General features: G+C 65.1%; 14 protein-coding genes. 8 read left to right on the top strand and 6 right to left on the bottom strand.

Going from position 1 to position 15,799, the window contains the following annotated elements:
* Positions 1–177: 177 nt before the first annotated feature.
* Positions 178–825 carry a TetR family transcriptional regulator gene (locus CHB74_RS13350; protein WP_179220841.1) on the bottom strand — a complete coding sequence of 216 codons (648 nt, stop codon included), beginning with the start codon at positions 823–825 and terminating at the stop codon, positions 178–180.
* Between the two features lie 113 nt (positions 826–938).
* Here CHB74_RS13350 and CHB74_RS13355 point away from each other — a divergent pair, with 113 nt between their 5' ends.
* A complete protein-coding gene (locus CHB74_RS13355; RefSeq protein WP_089220199.1) occupies positions 939–3,023 on the top strand; it encodes a 3-hydroxyacyl-CoA dehydrogenase NAD-binding domain-containing protein in 2,085 nt (694 codons plus the stop codon).
* A 13-nt stretch (positions 3,024–3,036) separates the two neighbouring features.
* Positions 3,037–4,236 carry an acyl-CoA dehydrogenase family protein gene (locus CHB74_RS13360; RefSeq protein ID WP_089220132.1) on the top strand — a complete coding sequence of 400 codons (1,200 nt, stop codon included), beginning with the start codon at positions 3,037–3,039 and terminating at the stop codon, positions 4,234–4,236.
* A 33-nt stretch (positions 4,237–4,269) separates the two neighbouring features.
* Here CHB74_RS13360 and CHB74_RS13365 read toward each other — a convergent pair whose 3' ends face one another.
* The 5 genes from CHB74_RS13365 to CHB74_RS13385 form a co-directional block, all read right to left on the bottom strand.
* On the bottom strand, positions 4,270–5,793 hold the full coding sequence (locus tag CHB74_RS13365; protein ID WP_089220133.1) for a M20/M25/M40 family metallo-hydrolase: 1,524 nt from the start codon (positions 5,791–5,793) through the stop codon (positions 4,270–4,272).
* An 89-nt stretch (positions 5,794–5,882) separates the two neighbouring features.
* Positions 5,883–7,319, bottom strand: coding sequence for a L,D-transpeptidase family protein (locus CHB74_RS13370; protein WP_245842904.1), 1,437 nt, complete (start codon positions 7,317–7,319; stop codon positions 5,883–5,885).
* Between the two features lie 182 nt (positions 7,320–7,501).
* On the bottom strand, positions 7,502–7,726 hold the full coding sequence (locus CHB74_RS13375; protein ID WP_245842905.1) for a hypothetical protein: 225 nt from the start codon (positions 7,724–7,726) through the stop codon (positions 7,502–7,504).
* 200 nt (positions 7,727–7,926) lie between these two features.
* Positions 7,927–8,529, bottom strand: coding sequence for a murein L,D-transpeptidase catalytic domain family protein (locus tag CHB74_RS13380; RefSeq protein WP_089220136.1), 603 nt, complete (start codon positions 8,527–8,529; stop codon positions 7,927–7,929).
* Positions 8,530–8,751: 222 nt separating this feature from the next.
* Entirely contained in the window at positions 8,752–8,949 is a 198-nt protein-coding gene (locus CHB74_RS13385) for a hypothetical protein (protein WP_089220137.1), read from the bottom strand.
* Between the two features lie 228 nt (positions 8,950–9,177).
* Between CHB74_RS13385 and CHB74_RS13390 the strand changes: the two genes are divergently transcribed.
* The 6 genes from CHB74_RS13390 to CHB74_RS13415 all read left to right on the top strand — a co-directional run bounded on the left by CHB74_RS13390 (position 9,178) and on the right by CHB74_RS13415 (position 15,630).
* Complete coding sequence (locus CHB74_RS13390; protein ID WP_089220138.1) at positions 9,178–10,995, top strand: DUF885 domain-containing protein; 1,818 nt, start codon at positions 9,178–9,180, stop codon at positions 10,993–10,995.
* 231 nt (positions 10,996–11,226) lie between these two features.
* Positions 11,227–12,084, top strand: a complete 858-nt coding sequence (locus CHB74_RS13395; protein ID WP_089220139.1) for a cytochrome c oxidase subunit II — start codon at positions 11,227–11,229, stop codon at positions 12,082–12,084.
* Positions 12,084–13,829, top strand: coding sequence for a cytochrome c oxidase subunit I (locus tag CHB74_RS13400; RefSeq protein ID WP_089220140.1), 1,746 nt, complete (start codon positions 12,084–12,086; stop codon positions 13,827–13,829). The genes CHB74_RS13395 and CHB74_RS13400 overlap by 1 nt, the downstream gene beginning before the upstream one ends.
* A complete protein-coding gene (locus CHB74_RS13405) occupies positions 13,826–14,536 on the top strand; it encodes a cytochrome c oxidase subunit 3 family protein (RefSeq protein ID WP_089220141.1) in 711 nt (236 codons plus the stop codon). The genes CHB74_RS13400 and CHB74_RS13405 overlap by 4 nt, the downstream gene beginning before the upstream one ends.
* 18 nt (positions 14,537–14,554) lie before the next feature.
* On the top strand, positions 14,555–15,247 hold the full coding sequence (locus CHB74_RS13410; protein ID WP_089220142.1) for a heme-copper oxidase subunit III family protein: 693 nt from the start codon (positions 14,555–14,557) through the stop codon (positions 15,245–15,247).
* Between the two features lie 14 nt (positions 15,248–15,261).
* Entirely contained in the window at positions 15,262–15,630 is a 369-nt protein-coding gene (locus CHB74_RS13415) for a cytochrome C oxidase subunit IV family protein (RefSeq protein ID WP_089220200.1), read from the top strand.
* The last annotated feature ends 169 nt before the right edge of the window (positions 15,631–15,799 follow it).

The following is a 15,799-nucleotide window of genomic DNA, read 5'->3' on the forward strand; positions in this document are numbered from 1 at the left end:
TCCGACACGCCGATCCGCTCGCCCAACGCTGCCTCCCAAAAGCAGCCTTGAATCAATCCAGAGTCACGCCGTCAAGCTTTGTCCACGACGCCTAGTCAATGTCCGCGATGTCGGCGCATCCTGACAGGCAGGTTTCAGGCAGAAGACATCGACAACGGCCCCGATCCGCCACGCCGCCTAGGCGGCAAAGCCGGCGGCGATGAAATCCAGCACGCGCTCCAGCAGGGCTTCGCGATCACCCGGGTCGCACGCTCCGCCTGACAGGATGGCCAGCCGTTCATAATCCGCATCGCTATTGTGGTGCAGCACACCGAGCGCAAAGTGCAGGCGCCACGCGATCTCGCTTTTCGGCAATTGCGGCATCGCCGCGTGCAGCGCATCGGCGAACCGGCTGAGATGGCCGACATCCTTGCGGATGATGTCGCGCATCTCCGCCGGCCCTTCGCTTCGCGCCCGATTGAGGAAGCGCAGCGCGATCCGGCGCGCCTCGTTCGGCCAGAGGATGGAGGGTTCGATCAGCGCCCGCAGCACCGCCCGAACTTCCGGCTGCGCATCCGTGGTCGCGGCACGCAGCAGCGCGCCACGTTCGCGGTTGAGTTCCGTCGCCCGCGCGCGGAAAATCTCCAGCAGCAACGCGCCCTTCGAGCCATAATGATAATTGATCGCCGCGATATTGGCATCCGCCCGCGCGGTGATGTCGCGCGTCGTCACCGCCTCGAACCCATTGTCGGCGATCAGCTTTTCCGCTGTCAGGAAAAGCCGTTCCTTGACGCCTTCCTGTACACCGCGCCCCTCGCCCGCCTGTTGATGCCCGGAAATGTCCATCCCGCCTCCATCGCCTTGCCGGTTTGACATGGCAACGCCCGTCGTTCAAACACATGTTTCATACGATAGTTTGACTGACAAGCGATAAGCGATTTTCGCGGGAGATGGTGCTGATGAGTGATATGGTGACGATCGCTGTGAACGGGCGGATCGCTGTCGCCTCGATCGACAATCCCCCGGTGAACGCCGCCTCGCATGGCGTGCGCGCGGGCCTGGTGGCGGCTATGGACCGGCTCGAACAGGATGACGCGCTGGACGCGCTGGTCCTGATCTGCGCCGGCAAAAGCTTCGTGTCCGGCGCGGACATCAAGGAATTCGGCAGGCCCCTGCTCGATCCGCAACTGGCCGCGGTGACGACGCGCTTCGAAGGATCGGCCAAGCCGGTGATCGCCGCCATCCATGGCAAGGCGCTGGGCGGCGGGCTCGAAATCGCGCTGGCCTGCCATTATCGCGTCGCGGCGGCGGGATCGGCGGTCGGATTACCCGAAGTGAAGCTGGGCATCATTCCCGGTTGCGGCGGCACGCAGCGCCTGCCGCGCCTCACAGGCCTTGCCCCCGCGCTCGCGATGACGACGGAGGGCAATGAAATGCCGGCCGCCCGCGCGCTGGAACTCGGCCTGCTGGACGAAGTTGCCCAAGGCGATCTGCGCACCGCCGCGATCGTCTTCGCCGAAAAAGTCGTCAGCGAAAAGCGCGGCATCCGTCGCGTGCGCGATCTGCCGATGCCGCCGAAGGACGATGCCCTGATCGCCGAAACCCGCGCCACGCTTGCGCGCAAGAAGCGCGGCCACCTCGCCCCCCAGGCCGCCATCGATGCGATCGAGGCGGCTTATGCACTGCCGTTCGATGAGGCGCTGGACAAGGAATATGCGATCTGCCGCGAACTGCTCGCCGGCCCGCAATCGCGCGCGCTTCGCCATAATTTCGCGTCGGAACGCATCGTCACCAAGATCGCCGGCCTGCCTGCCGGCACCGGCGAGCGGCCGATCGGCAAGGTCGCCGTGGTCGGCCTCGGCGTGATGGGCACCGGGATCGCTATCGCCTTTGCCAATGCCGGCCTGCCGGTGATCACCATCGCACGCAGCGCGGAAAAGCTCGACAAGGGCATGGCGACGATCGCGAAATCCTATGCCGGCCTCGTCAAGCGCGGCACGCTGACGCAGGAGAAGGCAGACGCGCGGATCGCGCTGATCACGCCGACCATCGATCTCGGCACGCTCGCCGACGTCGATCTTGTGGTGGAATCCGCCAGCGAGGAACGCGACGCCAAGATCCGCCTGTTCGCCGAACTGGGCGCGGCGACGCGGCCGGGCACGATCCTCGCCAGCAACACATCCTATATCGACATCGATCTGCTGGCCGATGCCAGCGGCCGCCCGGCGGATGTGTGCGGCATGCACTTCTTCAATCCGGCCAACGTCATGCGCCTTCTGGAAAATGTGGCGACACAGCGCACCGCGCCCGATGTGATCGCCACGATCACCGCCGTCGGCCGCAAGATCGGCAAACTGCCGATCCTGTCCGGCGTATGCGAAGGCTTCATCGTCAACCGCATGCTCGCCAAGCGTTCGCGCGAAGGCTTCTTCATGCTGGAGGAAGGCGCGAAGCCTGCCCAGATCGACAAGGTGCTGACCGGCTTCGGCTTCCCGATGGGGCCTTACGCACTGGGCGACCTCGCCGGCATCGACGTCCAATATGCCGCACGGCAGGCGCGCCTCGCCGGGTTCAGCGAGCGCGAGAAGGCGGCGAACTTCGTCGACCAGCTTTATGCGCAGGGCCGCTATGGCCAGAAAACGGGCGCCGGCTGGTATCGTTATGGCGAGGATCGCAAGCCCCAGCATGATCCAGCGATCGACGCGATGCTGGAAGCCCACGCCCAGGCGCGCGGCATCGCGCCGCGCGTGATCGAGGATCGCGAGATCCTGGAACGCTGCATCTACGCGATGGTCAACGAAGGCGCGAAGATCCTCGACGAAGGGATCGCGACGCGGCCCGACGATATCGACGTCGCGATGATCAACGGCCTTGGCTTCCCCGCGATCACCGGCGGTCCCTTGTGGTGGGCCGGCGAAATCGGGCTGGCCAAGGTGCGCGATGCGATGCTGCGCTATGCCGACATCGCCGGCGCCGAATATTGGACGCCGTCGCCGCTGATCGATCGCCTCGCCGCGTCCGGCAAGACCTTCTACGACGCCTGAAAGGAACCGTCCCTTGGATTTCCAGCAATCGCCCAAGGCCGTTGCGCTGCTCGATCGGCTGCGCGCCTTCATGGCCGAACATGTCTATCCCAACGAGCGGCTTTATTATGATCAGGTCGCGGCGGACCGGTGGGAGATGCCGCCGATTCTGGCCGAGCTGATGGACAAGGCCAAGGCGGCCGGGCTGTGGAACCTGTTTCTCCCCGAGTCCGGCCATGGCGCGGGCCTCACCAATGTCGAATATGCGCCGCTGTGCGAGGAGATGGGCCGCGTCCACTGGTCCAGCCAGATCTTCAACTGCTCGGCGCCCGACACCGGCAATATGGAGACGCTGGAACGCTTCGGCACCGAAGAGCAGAAGGACAAATGGCTGAAGCCACTGCTCGACGGCAGCATCCGTTCGGCCTTCGCGATGACGGAGCCCGCCGTCGCCTCGTCCGATGCGACCAACATCGAATCCTCCATCGTCCGCGATGGCGACGATTATGTGATCAACGGCCGCAAATGGTGGATTTCCGGCGCCGGCGAGGAACGCTGCCGGATCTTCATCTTCATGGGCAAGACCGATTTCGATGCGCCGCGCCACAAGCAGCAATCGATGATCCTCGTCCCCCGCGACACGCCCGGCGTCACCATCCTGCGCCCGATGACGGTGCTCGGCTATGACGATGCCCCGCACGGCCATATGGAAATCGTTTTCGATAATGTCCGCGTTCCGGCCGCGAACATCCTGCTCGGCGAAGGCCGTGGCTTCGAAATCGCGCAGGCGCGGCTCGGGCCGGGCCGCATCCACCACTGCATGCGGCTGATCGGCCTGGCCGAACGCGCGCTGGAACTGTGGTGCAAGCGGCTCAAGGGCCGGGTCGCCTTCGGCAAGCCGCTCGCCGAACAGGGCGTCCAGCTCGATCGGCTGGCGGAAGCGCGCGCGATGATCGATCAGGCTCGCCTGCTCACCCTCCACGCCGCATGGCGCATGGACACGGTGGGCAACAAGGTCGCCAAGGCGGACATCGCGATGATCAAGTTCGTCGCGCCCGACATGGCCGCGCAGGTGATCGACTGGGCGATTCAGGCCCATGGCGCCGCCGGGCTCAGCCAGGATTTCGTGCTTGCCCAATCCTATGTCCACGCCCGCAAGCTGCGCTTCGCCGACGGGCCGGATGAGGTTCATCGCGCGCAGGTCGGCAAGCTCGAACTCGCCAAATATGCCTGAACCGGCGCCCGCCCGTCTTAGGGCGGGCGGCCGTCACCAGGACAATTCGGTCATCAGCGCGGCATAGGTTTCGATACCGTCCCACAGATTCTGCAGCCGCAGATTTTCGTTGGGGGCGTGCTGGCTGTTGTCGTGGTTGACGATCGGCAGGCCGATCACCGTCGCCTTCAGCACATCCTGGAACAGATAGATCGGTACGCTGCCGCCCATCATCGGCAGCGCCAGCGCGGGATAGCCATCCACCCGGCCGGCGGCGGCGAGCACCGCGCGCGATACCGGCAGGCCCATATCGGTGCGCAGCGCGGGATAGCCAGCTTCCCAGTCCAGCCTGATCAGGCGTGGATGCGCCGCGCGCATGGCGGCATCGGGCTCGTCGCGCACGATCGTCCAGCCCTTGCCCGCCACGAAGGCCTCCACCTGCCGGCGAACCTCGTCGGGCGTCTGATCGGGCACGAGCCGAAAATCGATCGAGATTTCGGCATCGACGGGAATGGCATTATTGGCGGCCGCCCCCACCCGGCCCGATCGAATGCCGCGCAGGTTGAGCGCGGGGCGCATCGTGCTTGCGGTCAATCCTTCCGCCCCTTCGCCCGCCCCGATCGCCAGTTCGCGCAGCAGGCCGGGCTCCACCGCAGGCAGCGCGGCGATCGCGGCCTTTTCATCACGGGTCAGCGGCCGAACGCGGTCGGCGAAGCCGGGGATCAGGATAGTGCCGTCCTCCCCGCGCATCTGGGCGATCAGGCCGGCCGCGCGCGCCGCCGGGTTCGGCACCCAATTGCCATAATGGCCGTCATGCACGGGCCGCGCCGGGCCATAGATGGTGGCGTTCAGGCCAAGCGTGCCACGCGCCCCGAAATAGATGGTGCGGCCGCGCGACTGGTGGGCCGGCCCGTCACCGATCAACCACAGATCGGCGGCGAGCAGCCCGGCATTGTCCTTCAATATCTGCGCGAGATGGGGCGAGCCGGCTTCCTCCTCGCCTTCCCAGAACAGCTTGATGTTGACGGCAGGCTTGCGCCCCGCGGCCTTCAGCGCGTCGAACGCGGCCAGAAAGGCGATGATCGACGCCTTGTCGTCGCTCACGCCCCGGCCGAACAGGCGCCATTCGGGATCGAGCGCGACCTTCGCCTGCCTCCAGTCCACCTCGCCAGCGCCCGCCGATAGCGGCCCCGATCGCATGACCGGCACAAACGGGTCCGACGCCCATTCGGACGCCGTGACCGGCTGGCCGTCATAATGGGCGTAAAAGACCACGGTGCGCTTGGCGCCCGGCGTGTCGAGCTGACCGAACACCACTTTCGGCGCGTTCGCTCCGGCGGCCAGCAGGCGGCTGGAAAAGCCACGGGCGCGCAGTTCGCCGACCAGCCAGTCGGCCGTGCGATCCAGCTCCGCCGGCTGTGCCGCCACCGATGGAATGCGCGCGAGATCGACGAGGCGGCCAAGGATTTCCCGTTCATGGGCACGCCGATAGGCGCCGACATCGGACTGCTGCGCAGCCGCCGTGCCCCCGATCGCAACGGAAAGCCCCGCCAGCACCGCAACCGCCACCCTGTGCATCAACCGCCCCCTGCCCGCATCGCCAAAATCGAAGCGTCGTCGTTCTCAGGGATCAGGCCGCCGATCAAGCCCAGGCGCGATCGTTCCGTTCAGCGCACCGCAAATTGCTCCAGCTTGCCTTCGTCGCGGCCATAGGGATCGTCACGGAACGTGATGCCCTTGGCGGTCGGCGCGACGGTGAAATAGGTCAGGTAGACCGGCACCGCTTCGGCCAGCATCACCTGCTGCTCGGGATCATCGGTCTCCGCCTCGACATGCTTGCCGAACAGCCACACCGCCAGCCGGGCCGCATCCTCCACCCGGACGCAGCCGGAACTGAAGCGCCGCTCCTTCTCCCTGAACAGCGCCTTGTCCGGGGTGTCGTGCAGGTAGATGCCGAGATCATTGGGAAACATGAACTTGATGCGGCCCATCGCGTTGCTCTTGCCCGGCAGCTGGCGCACGCGCACCTCCTGCTGCCCGGCCGCGACCGCCGACCAGTCAATCGCCGTTTCCTGCAATACCGACGCCTGCGCCGTCCAGTCGGACAGGGCTTCGTAGCCGAGGCCATCCAGCGTCGCGCCCTGCTCGACGATCTTCGGCGCGATCCGGCGCTGCACCAGATCCTCCGGCACGTTCCAATAAGGATTGACGACCGCATAGCGCATCATGCCCGCCAGCATCGGCGTCTGCTCGGTCGGCTTGCCGACGATCACGCGCATCGTGTCCTTCACCGCGCCATCCTCATACATCCATAGCCGCGCGGCGGCGGCATCGACGATGATGTGGCGCTTGCGCGTCGCGGGCAGAACCCGCGCGCGTTCGAGGTTCAGGCGAATGCGCTCCTCATAATATTGCGGGCTGCGATCGAGCGCGGCGGTGGTGGCATCGCCGACGACGCCATCGGCGCCAAGCCCGTGCGCCGCCTGGAACGCCTTCACCTTCTGCGCCAGCGCCTTATCGAACGCCTCGCCATCCGTCAGGTCGAGCCGCGCGCGCAGCAGGCGCACCCTTTCCCCGCGCGATCCGGGTCGCAGCTTGTCGCCCGGCCCGATCGCGATCAGGGGCAGGCCGCCCCAATTCGTCCGATAATCGGCGAGCTTCGCGCGCAATTCGCCGTAAAACGGGCTCATCCAGCCCATCGCGTCCATATAGGCCGCCAGCGACGGCGCGACCGCGGCTGAGCGCAGGATCGCCACCTCGCTGGCCTTTTCGGGCTGCAATTCGGCATCGAGATACACCATGTCGACGCGCGGCTTGCTCCGCATGTCCCGCACATAGGCCACGAACGCGCGCGACAGGCGCAATTCCATCCGCGCCACGGCGCTGGCCGAACCCTCGCGCGCCGCCGCGACATCTTCCCGCAGGCTTTCGGGATCATAGTCGGACGGGTCCAGCCCATCCACGTCGGCGCTTTCCAGATAGTCGATCAGGCGGTCGGCCTCGGGGCCGATCACCCCGTCATGCACCCAGATCGGCCAGTAATTGCGCGCGCGGTAAAAGGCCTTGTACTTGCCGCCGACCGACGATTTGACGGCGGCAGCCACCTGCGGCCCGGCCGCGATCTGCGCGGAGGCCGGTGCCGGTTGCGCGGCAAACCCAAGCAATAGCGAAATGGCAAGGGCAAGGCAGCCCCGGTTAAGAGGCTGCCAACTTCTGCCGCGGCGGATGTCACCGCAGCGTTCTTGCCCTTTGGCCTGCCCGTAAGCGGGCCATTTCAACGATCCGATCAGCCGCGTTCTCCCGAACGGGGCGGCGGTGCGGGCGGCGGCGGAGGCGGCGGACAGGGCGGCGCAGTGAAGGCGTGATACACGCCATCCGCCGTATAATAGCCGTCGACGATGCCGTCGCCGTCACGGTTCGCAGCCACCGTCCCCGCAATCGCGCCCATGCCCATCGGCGGTGGAGGCGGCGGTGCCGGTTCTTCCGATTTGGCGCATGCGCCAAGCATCATCAGTCCTGCGATAGGAACTGCCACATATATTCTGTTCATACGGGTCTCCCCGGTGGACGAAGCGCCCAAACGCCGCGCTTCATTACGCCGAACGATGCTTGGTTAAGCTTGTTCCGCGCCGGGAACGGCCAGTGTGCCACGCTTCACCTGAAAACAGGGCAAAGCGCGGCAACATGCCGATGATGCAAGGCTTTCGCGCCTCAGCTTTTCCCGGCGTAGATCAGGCTGCCCGGCGGCAGACGACCCATCGCCGTGGCAAGATCCTGGCGCGATACGGCGAGACAGCCGAGGCTGCGGCCGATCCGCCCCTGCCCCGTCGCGATCGCCGGGCTGACATAGCTGGCCGAATGCAGCACGATCGCGCGCGCCTCCGCCTCGTCATTCTCCGGGTCCAGCCCGATCAACCGGCGCGACCGGCCGTGCTGGCCGACATATTCGCTGGCGGTCAGATAAGCGCCCTGCGACGTGGCGTTCGATCCCGGCACGTTGGAAAAGCGTTGCAACCAGCCGGTGTGGCCAGGGTCCGAACCCTTGCCATGGGCCACCAGCATGCTGTTGGTCATGCCGTTGCGCAGGTCGATAATGTGGAAACGCTCTGCTTCCGAACCGGCCCCGAAATCGGCAATGCCGATCACGTCGCGATTGGCGATCACCGCGCGGTGCTGGTTGAGCGCATTCTTGGCGCGTTCCAGTAGCGAGAGGTTGAGCGGCATGGCCGCCTTGGCGACCGTGGTGGGAATGGTGGCGGCAAGCGTCGCCAGCGCCGCGCCGGCGCGTATGAAATTCCGACGATTTACGTTCATCTCGATCCCGAATGCGACCCGCGCACGCCTCTCAGCGGGCGCGTCGTCGGGATTCTGGGTTACCCTGTTGGGGGCGAATTAACGATACAATGGTGTATCGTAGATGAACGGCCGGTATGCCAGATTAACGCGCACGCCGCCAGATGCAGCACGGCGCCACCGGCCCGCGCTGTGCATCCGCAACGCAATCGGCGCCGGCCACGCGGGCCGGCAGCCACATCGTCAAACCCATTCAGTCAGTTCGGGAAGCTTGGCATTCTGCAACGGCAGCGCCGTACCGCAAAATGCGCATTCCGCGCTGTTCCGGCCAACGAACCAATGCATTTTGCCGCAGCCGGGACAGTGGTTCACTTCGTTCGCGCGATAGACGAGGCGATAACCGACGCAATCCAGTTCGGTCCGAGAGAAATGCTTGCTCATGGACGTTCTCCGATGGGTGCCGCTTGGTTTTGCTCCCCCTCTTGAGCTGAAACCGCGACGCTGCGGAACGGCTCGTCGCCGATATAACACGGATAACCGACGGAACCGAACATGTTGGCGTCACGCGATCGCTTGGCGATGGCCTGTGGCGGATGCGCCACGCTCGCTGGAATGGACAGAACAGCCGTCGCCAATTAGCCAACAGTCATCACGAATGAGGAAAAATTGATGGATCGCCGTTCTTTCATGTCCAGCGCCGGTGCCCTGGCCGTCGCCTCCGGCCTGCCCACGGGCGCCATCGCCCAGCCCGCCGGCAGTGGCGATGCGAAGCTCAAGGCGCTGCTCGACGCGATGTTCTACACCCGGCTCGAGGAAAGCCCGGAACAGGCCACCCGCCTCGGCCTCGACAGCGGCGATCGCGCGTCCCTGCGTTCGCGGCTGGACGACGAATCGGCCGCCGCCCGCAGCCGGCAGGAGGCGCGCCGCAAGAGCGAGCTTGCCACGCTCCGCCAGATCGATCGCGCCTCGCTCGGCGCCTCGTCGCAGGTCGATTATGATGTCGTCGCCTATCAGCTCGAACGCGATATCGATGCCAGCGATCGCTTCCATTACGGGCAGTCGGCCGGGCGCATGGCGCCTTATGTGATCAGCCAGCTCACCGGCCCCTATCGCGACGTGCCCGATTTCCTCGATTCGCAGCACCGCGTGGCCAATGCCGCCGATGCCGACGCCTATCTGGCGCGCCTGTCGGCCTTCCCCAAGGCGATCGACGATTGCACCGCGCAGCAGCGCGAAGATGCCGCCAAGGGCGTGTTCGCGCCGGACTATATCCTCGACACCACCCTCAAGCAGCTGGCCGCGCTCCGCGATCAGCCGGCGGCGCAGACCGTGCTCGTCACCTCGTTCGCGGCAAAGCTCAAGGCGGCCAATCTTCCGGCCGATCTCGCCACCCGTGCCGAAGCCATCGTTACCAAGCAGGTTTTCCCCGCGCTCGATCGCCAGCGCCAGCTCGTCACCGATCTTCGCGCCAAGGCCACGCATGATGCCGGCTGCTGGCGCCTGCCCGATGGCGACGCTTATTATGCCGCCGCCGCCGAAGCCGCGACGACGACCAAGCTGAGCGGCGAGGAAATCCACAAGATCGGTCTTGAACAGGTGGCCGAAATCAGCAGCCGGATCGATGCGATCCTCAAGGCGCAGGGCATGACACAGGGCAGTGTCGGCAATCGGCTGGTGGCGCTCAACAAGCGCCCCGATCAGCTTTTCGCCAACACCGATGAAGGCCGCGCCGCGCTGCTCGATCTGCTCAACCAGCAGATCAAGGCGATGTATGCCCGCCTGCCCGAAGCCTTCGCGACGATCCCCAAGGCACCGGTCGAGGTGCGTCGCGTGCCGCCGCACATCCAGGCGGGTGCGCCGGGGGGCTATTATCAGAACGCGTCGCTCGATGGGTCGCGACCGGCCATCTATTACATCAACCTGCGCGACACATTCGATCGCCCGAAATTCGGGCTGGCCACGCTCTCCCATCACGAAGCCGTGCCCGGCCACCATCTGCAGGTGACGCTCGCACTCGAATCGACGGAAATCCCGATGATCCGCCGTCGCGGTTTCTTCAGCGGCTATAGCGAAGGCTGGGCGCTCTATTCGGAACAGCTGGCCGACGAAATGGGCATGTTCGATGGCGATCCGCTCGGCCGCGTCGGCTATCTCCAGTCGCTCCTGTTCCGGGCGACCCGGCTGGTGGTGGATTCGGGTCTCCACGTCAAACGCTGGAGCCGCGAGAAGGCGACCGATCATCTGATCGCCACCACCGGTATCGCCCGTGGCCGCAGCCAGGGCGAAATCGATCGCTACACCGTCTGGCCGGGCCAGGCGTGCAGCTACAAGATCGGCCACACGGTGTGGAACCGCCTGCGCGAGGAAGCCAAGGCCCGGCAGGGTGCTGCGTTCGATCTGAAGCAGTTCCACCAGGTGCTGCTGCTTGGTGCGATGCCGCTCACCGTGCTCGAACAGATCGTCCGCGCCCGCACCGGCGCGGCCTGAACGTCGCGTGCCGGAAATGCGCGCCACGCGTGTTTCCGGCACCGCGCCGCCCACGGACAAACTGTCCCGTTCCGATCCAGCGGAGGCGCACCCGGCCCGGCGTGCTTCCCCCAAGCGCCCGCGATCTATATAAGGGCCTGACAGAGTTGGTTGGCGTCCCGCGTGCCGGGTCGAACCATGTCAGGCTCCCCTCGGCATCCCGGGCGTCCAAAGCCGCAGACGGGATCGAGGATGGCTGTTGCCGTCATCATTGCCCTGCTGGTGCTGGGCTCGATCATATTCCACCTGGTCAGTCCCTGGTGGCAGACCCCGCTTGCGTCCAACTGGGGCTCGATCGATACCGCGCTCCACGTCACCTTGTGGATTTGCGCGATCGCTTTCGTCGCGCTCAACCTGTTTCTCGCCTGGGCAATCTACCGCTACCGCCACCGCCCCGGCATCGTCGCGCATTACGAACCCGAAAATGCGCGGCTGGAAAAGCGGCTGACCTTGTGGACCGGCATCGGCATCGCCGGGATGCTGGCGCCCGGGCTGATCGCCTGGCACGAATATGTCACCGTGCCCGCCAATGCGTCGCTGGTCGAGGCAACGGGCCAGCAATGGCAATGGGGCTTCCGTTTTCCGGGGCGTGACGGGGTGCTCGGTGCCGCCAATGTGCGCCACATCACGCCCGAAAACCCTTTTGGGCTCAGCCCCCGCGACCCGCATGGGCGCGATGACATATTGATCGAAAGCGCGGATGTGCGCCTGCCGGTCGATCGGCCGGTGAAGATGCTGCTGCGTTCGAAGGATGTGCTCCACGATTTCTACGTGCCGCAGTTCCGCGCGAAGATGGATCTCGTCCCCGGCATCGTCACCTATTTCTGGGTCACGCCCACCAAGCGCGGCACCTACGAAATCCTGTGCGCCGAACTGTGCGGCACCGGCCACCATATGATGCGCGGGACGGTCACGGTGGTCAGCGGCGCCGAATTCGATGCCTGGCTGGCCGAACAGCCCACCTACACCGAATTGCTCGCCGATGCGCGCGACCGCGCGACACGGCTGGCCGGCGCGGACATTTCCGCCGTCGCCCCGGAGGGCCGCTGATGGCAACCGTCACCATTGCCGACGATCTGACGCCGCTGCACCACCCCAAGACGTGGATCGGCAAATATGTCTGGAGCCTCGATCACAAGGTGATCGCCATCCAATATTCGCTGACCGCGATCGCGATCGGCCTCGTCGCGCTGGTCCTCTCGGCGCTGATGCGCCTCCAGCTCGGCTTTCCCGGCACGTTCGATTTCATCCAGCCGGAACAATATCTCCAATATGTCACCATGCATGGCATGATCATGGTGGTCTATCTGCTGACGGCGCTGCTGCTCGGCGGGTTCGGCAATTATCTGATCCCGCTGATGGTGGGCGCGCGGGACATGGTATTCCCGTTCGTCAACATGCTGAGCTACTGGGTCTATCTGCTCGCCGTGCTGGTCCTCGTCGCCAGCTTCTTCGTGCCCGGCGGGCCGACCGGCGGCGGCTGGACGCTCTATCCGCCGCAAACCATCACCGAAGGTACGCCCGGCCACCAATATGGCATCGTCCTGATGCTGGTCAGCCTTGCGCTGTTCATCGTCGGCTTCACCATGGGCGGCCTCAATTATGTGACGACCGTGCTCCAGGCGCGGTGCAAGGGCATGACGATGATGCGGATGCCCTGTTCGATCTGGGGCATCTTCGTCGCCTCGATCATGGCGCTGCTCGCCTTTCCGGCGCTGTTCGTCGCCGCGATCATGATGCTGTTCGATCGCCTTGCCGGCACCAGCTTCTTCATGCCGGCGATCGTGTCGATGGGCCAGCAGCTCGGCCATGAAGGCGGCAGCCCGATCCTGTTCCAGCACCTCTTCTGGTTTTTTGGCCATCCGGAAGTCTATATCGTGGCGCTTCCGGCCTTCGGCATCGTTTCCGATCTGATCAGCGTTCACGCGCGGAAGAACATCTTCGGCTACCGGATGATGGTGTGGGCGATCGTGATCATCGGCGCGCTCAGCTTCTTCGTCTGGGCCCATCACATGTATGTTTCGGGCATGAATCCCTATTTCGGTTATTTCTTCGCGACATCCACGCTCGTCATCGCCATCCCGACCGCGATCAAGGTCTATAACTGGCTGCTAACCCTGTGGCGCGGCGACATCCATCTGCGCGTGCCCCTGCTGTTCGCCATCGGCTTCCTCTTCACCTTCATCCATGGCGGGCTGACCGGGCTGTTCCTCGGCAATGTCAGCGTCGATGTGCCGCTGTCCGACACCTTCTTCGTCGTCGGCCATTTCCACATGGTGATGGGCGTTTCGCCGATCCTGGTGATCTTCGGCGCGATCTATCACTGGTTTCCGCTGATCACCGGCCGCATGTGGAACGTCACGCTCGGCAAGCTCCATTTCTGGATCACGCTGCTCGGCGTCTATTCGATCTTCCTGCCGATGCACTATCTCGGCTTCCTTGGCGTGCCGCGCCGTTATTATGCGCTGGGCGAAACGGCGTTCATCCCGGCATCCGCCCATGGTGCCAATGAATCGATCACCATTGCGGCGCTGATCGTCGCGGCCGCGCAGACGATCTTCTTCGCCAACATGATCTGGAGCCTGTTTCGCGGGCCCAGGGCCGGCCACAATCCCTGGGGTGCAGCGTCGCTCGAATGGCAGACGCCCGATGTGCCGCCAGCCCATGGCAATTGGGGGCCACGCCTGCCGGTCGTCTATCGCTGGGCTTATGATTACAGCGTGCCCGGCGCCGCCCGCGACTTCATTCCGCAGAACGAACCGCCGGCCGACGGCGAACGGCACCACCCGACATGAGCGTGATCGGCACCCTCACCGAAAAGCCGTGGCTTACCCCCGGCATCGATGCGGCGGCGATCGACCGGCCGGACAATGATGGCCGCCCCTTCGATCCCGGCATCTTCCTCGGCGTGTTCCTCGGCGTCGTCACCGCCCTCTTCCTGCTGATCGCATCGGCCTATCTGATGCGGATGGGGGTGCATGGCCCACTTGGCCATGGCGCGGGTGATTGGGGCGCGATCACCGAACCGCCACTGCTCTGGGCCAATACCGCCATTCTGGTGCTCAGCAGCCTCGCCTTCCAAGGCGCCGGCATCGCCGCCGGCCGGGGCGCGCGCCGCGCGATGCGGATCACGCTCATCGTGGGCGGCGCGCTCGGCATCGCCTTTCTCGTCGGCCAGGTCGTCCTGTGGCGCGAGCTTCAGGCATCGGGCTATTTTCTGGCGATCCACAGTGGCCTGTGCACGGTTTCCGGCGATCCGCTGGCCCAGCCGGCCGATCTGTTCATCAGCGGCAATCCGGCGATCGCCTTCCTCTATCTTATCATGGCGGTTCACGGCCTGCATATTGTTGGCGGCCTTGTCGCCTGGGGCCGCGCGATCCGGCGGGCGTTCGCTGGAACCGTGCCGGCAGGCCTCGCCCGCAGCGTCACGCTTTGCGCGCGCTACTGGCATTTCCTGCTGCTCGTGTGGCTCGCGATGTTCGGATTGCTGCTGATGACCTGATGGAGGCGGAGCGGACCCATGTCCCAGATGCTGTCGACCAATGCCCAGGCCAAGCCCGCCCCGTCCGGGCAGCGGGACATTGCGGGCGATTGGTCCAGCGATCAGGAGGTGTTCAAGGCAACGCATTGGGGGAAGGCCATGATGTGGATCTTCCTCCTGTCCGATACCTTCATCTTCTCCTGCTTCCTCACCTCCTACATGACGATGCGTTCCTCGGTCACGGAACCGTGGCCCAATGCCAGCGAGGTATTCGCCCTCACCATCGCCGGCCAGGCCATCCCGCTGATCCTGATCGCGATCATGACCTTCGTTCTGATCTCCTCAAGCGGCACGATGGCGATGGCGGTCAATTTCGGCTACCGCCGCGATCGTCGCAAAACCGCGCTGCTGATGCTCGTCACCGCGCTGCTCGGCGCCACTTTCGTCGGCATGCAGGCGTTCGAATGGACCAAGCTGATCCACGAAGGCGTCCGGCCATGGGGCAATCCGATGGGCGCTGCGCAGTTCGGCGCCTCCTTCTTCATGATCACCGGCTTTCACGGGCTTCATGTCTCGGCCGGGGTGATCATGCTCCTCATCATCGCCTCCAAGGTCGCGCGCGGCCATTATGACGCGCGGGGCGATTATTCCGCGGTCGAGATCGCCGGCCTCTACTGGCACTTCGTCGATCTCGTCTGGGTGTTCATCTTCGCATTCTTCTATCTCTGGTGAAGGATCGGGCCGCCATGAACCACGCCCCCCAGGCCACCCGCCACGATATCGCCGGCAACGACGCGCATGCGACGGGCCAGCACCATCCCATCGGCGTCTATCTCAAGGTCTGGGCCTATCTCTTCGTGCTGAGCGCGATGTCCTATCTCGTCGATTATTTCGCGGTGCAGGGCATCATGCGCTGGCTGCTGATCATCACCTTCATGCTGCTGAAGGCCGGGTTGATCGTGGCGATTTTCATGCACATGGCGTGGGAACGGCTTTCGCTGGTCTATGCCATCCTCGTGCCGCCGCTCTGCCTCGCCACGCTCGTCGGCCTGATGCTGATCGAATCCCGCTACACCTTCTGGACACGCATCCTCTTCCTCGATTTCGGGGGCTAAGCGATGAACCGCTGGAGGAAATCGCATGTCCTGGCCGGCCTCTCGCTCGCCATCGCGGCGGCATGGGGGTCGGGCATGTTCGCCAACCGGCTGTTCCAGCCCGTCTATCCCGGCCAGCCAGCCTATGGCCCGGCCGACGTCAGCGATCCGGTCGATCTCGCCACGCTCC

The organism is Edaphosphingomonas laterariae (assembly GCF_900188165.1).
GTDB lineage: Bacteria > Pseudomonadota > Alphaproteobacteria > Sphingomonadales > Sphingomonadaceae > Sphingomonas_E > Sphingomonas_E laterariae.

Coding starts and splice junctions, on each gene's coding strand:
- CHB74_RS13395 (WP_089220139.1), top strand. CDS start 11,227: ATGGCTGTTGCCGTCATCATTGCCCTGCTGGTGCTGGGCTCGATCATA.
- CHB74_RS13400 (WP_089220140.1), top strand. CDS start 12,084: ATGGCAACCGTCACCATTGCCGACGATCTGACGCCGCTGCACCACCCC.
- CHB74_RS13375 (WP_245842905.1), bottom strand. CDS start 7,726: ATGATGCTTGGCGCATGCGCCAAATCGGAAGAACCGGCACCGCCGCCT.
- CHB74_RS13385 (WP_089220137.1), bottom strand. CDS start 8,949: ATGAGCAAGCATTTCTCTCGGACCGAACTGGATTGCGTCGGTTATCGC.
- CHB74_RS13405 (WP_089220141.1), top strand. CDS start 13,826: ATGAGCGTGATCGGCACCCTCACCGAAAAGCCGTGGCTTACCCCCGGC.
- CHB74_RS13410 (WP_089220142.1), top strand. CDS start 14,555: ATGTCCCAGATGCTGTCGACCAATGCCCAGGCCAAGCCCGCCCCGTCC.
- CHB74_RS13390 (WP_089220138.1), top strand. CDS start 9,178: ATGGATCGCCGTTCTTTCATGTCCAGCGCCGGTGCCCTGGCCGTCGCC.
- CHB74_RS13350 (WP_179220841.1), bottom strand. CDS start 825: ATGGACATTTCCGGGCATCAACAGGCGGGCGAGGGGCGCGGTGTACAG.
- CHB74_RS13355 (WP_089220199.1), top strand. CDS start 939: ATGAGTGATATGGTGACGATCGCTGTGAACGGGCGGATCGCTGTCGCC.
- CHB74_RS13365 (WP_089220133.1), bottom strand. CDS start 5,793: ATGCACAGGGTGGCGGTTGCGGTGCTGGCGGGGCTTTCCGTTGCGATC.
- CHB74_RS13380 (WP_089220136.1), bottom strand. CDS start 8,529: ATGAACGTAAATCGTCGGAATTTCATACGCGCCGGCGCGGCGCTGGCG.
- CHB74_RS13415 (WP_089220200.1), top strand. CDS start 15,262: ATGAACCACGCCCCCCAGGCCACCCGCCACGATATCGCCGGCAACGAC.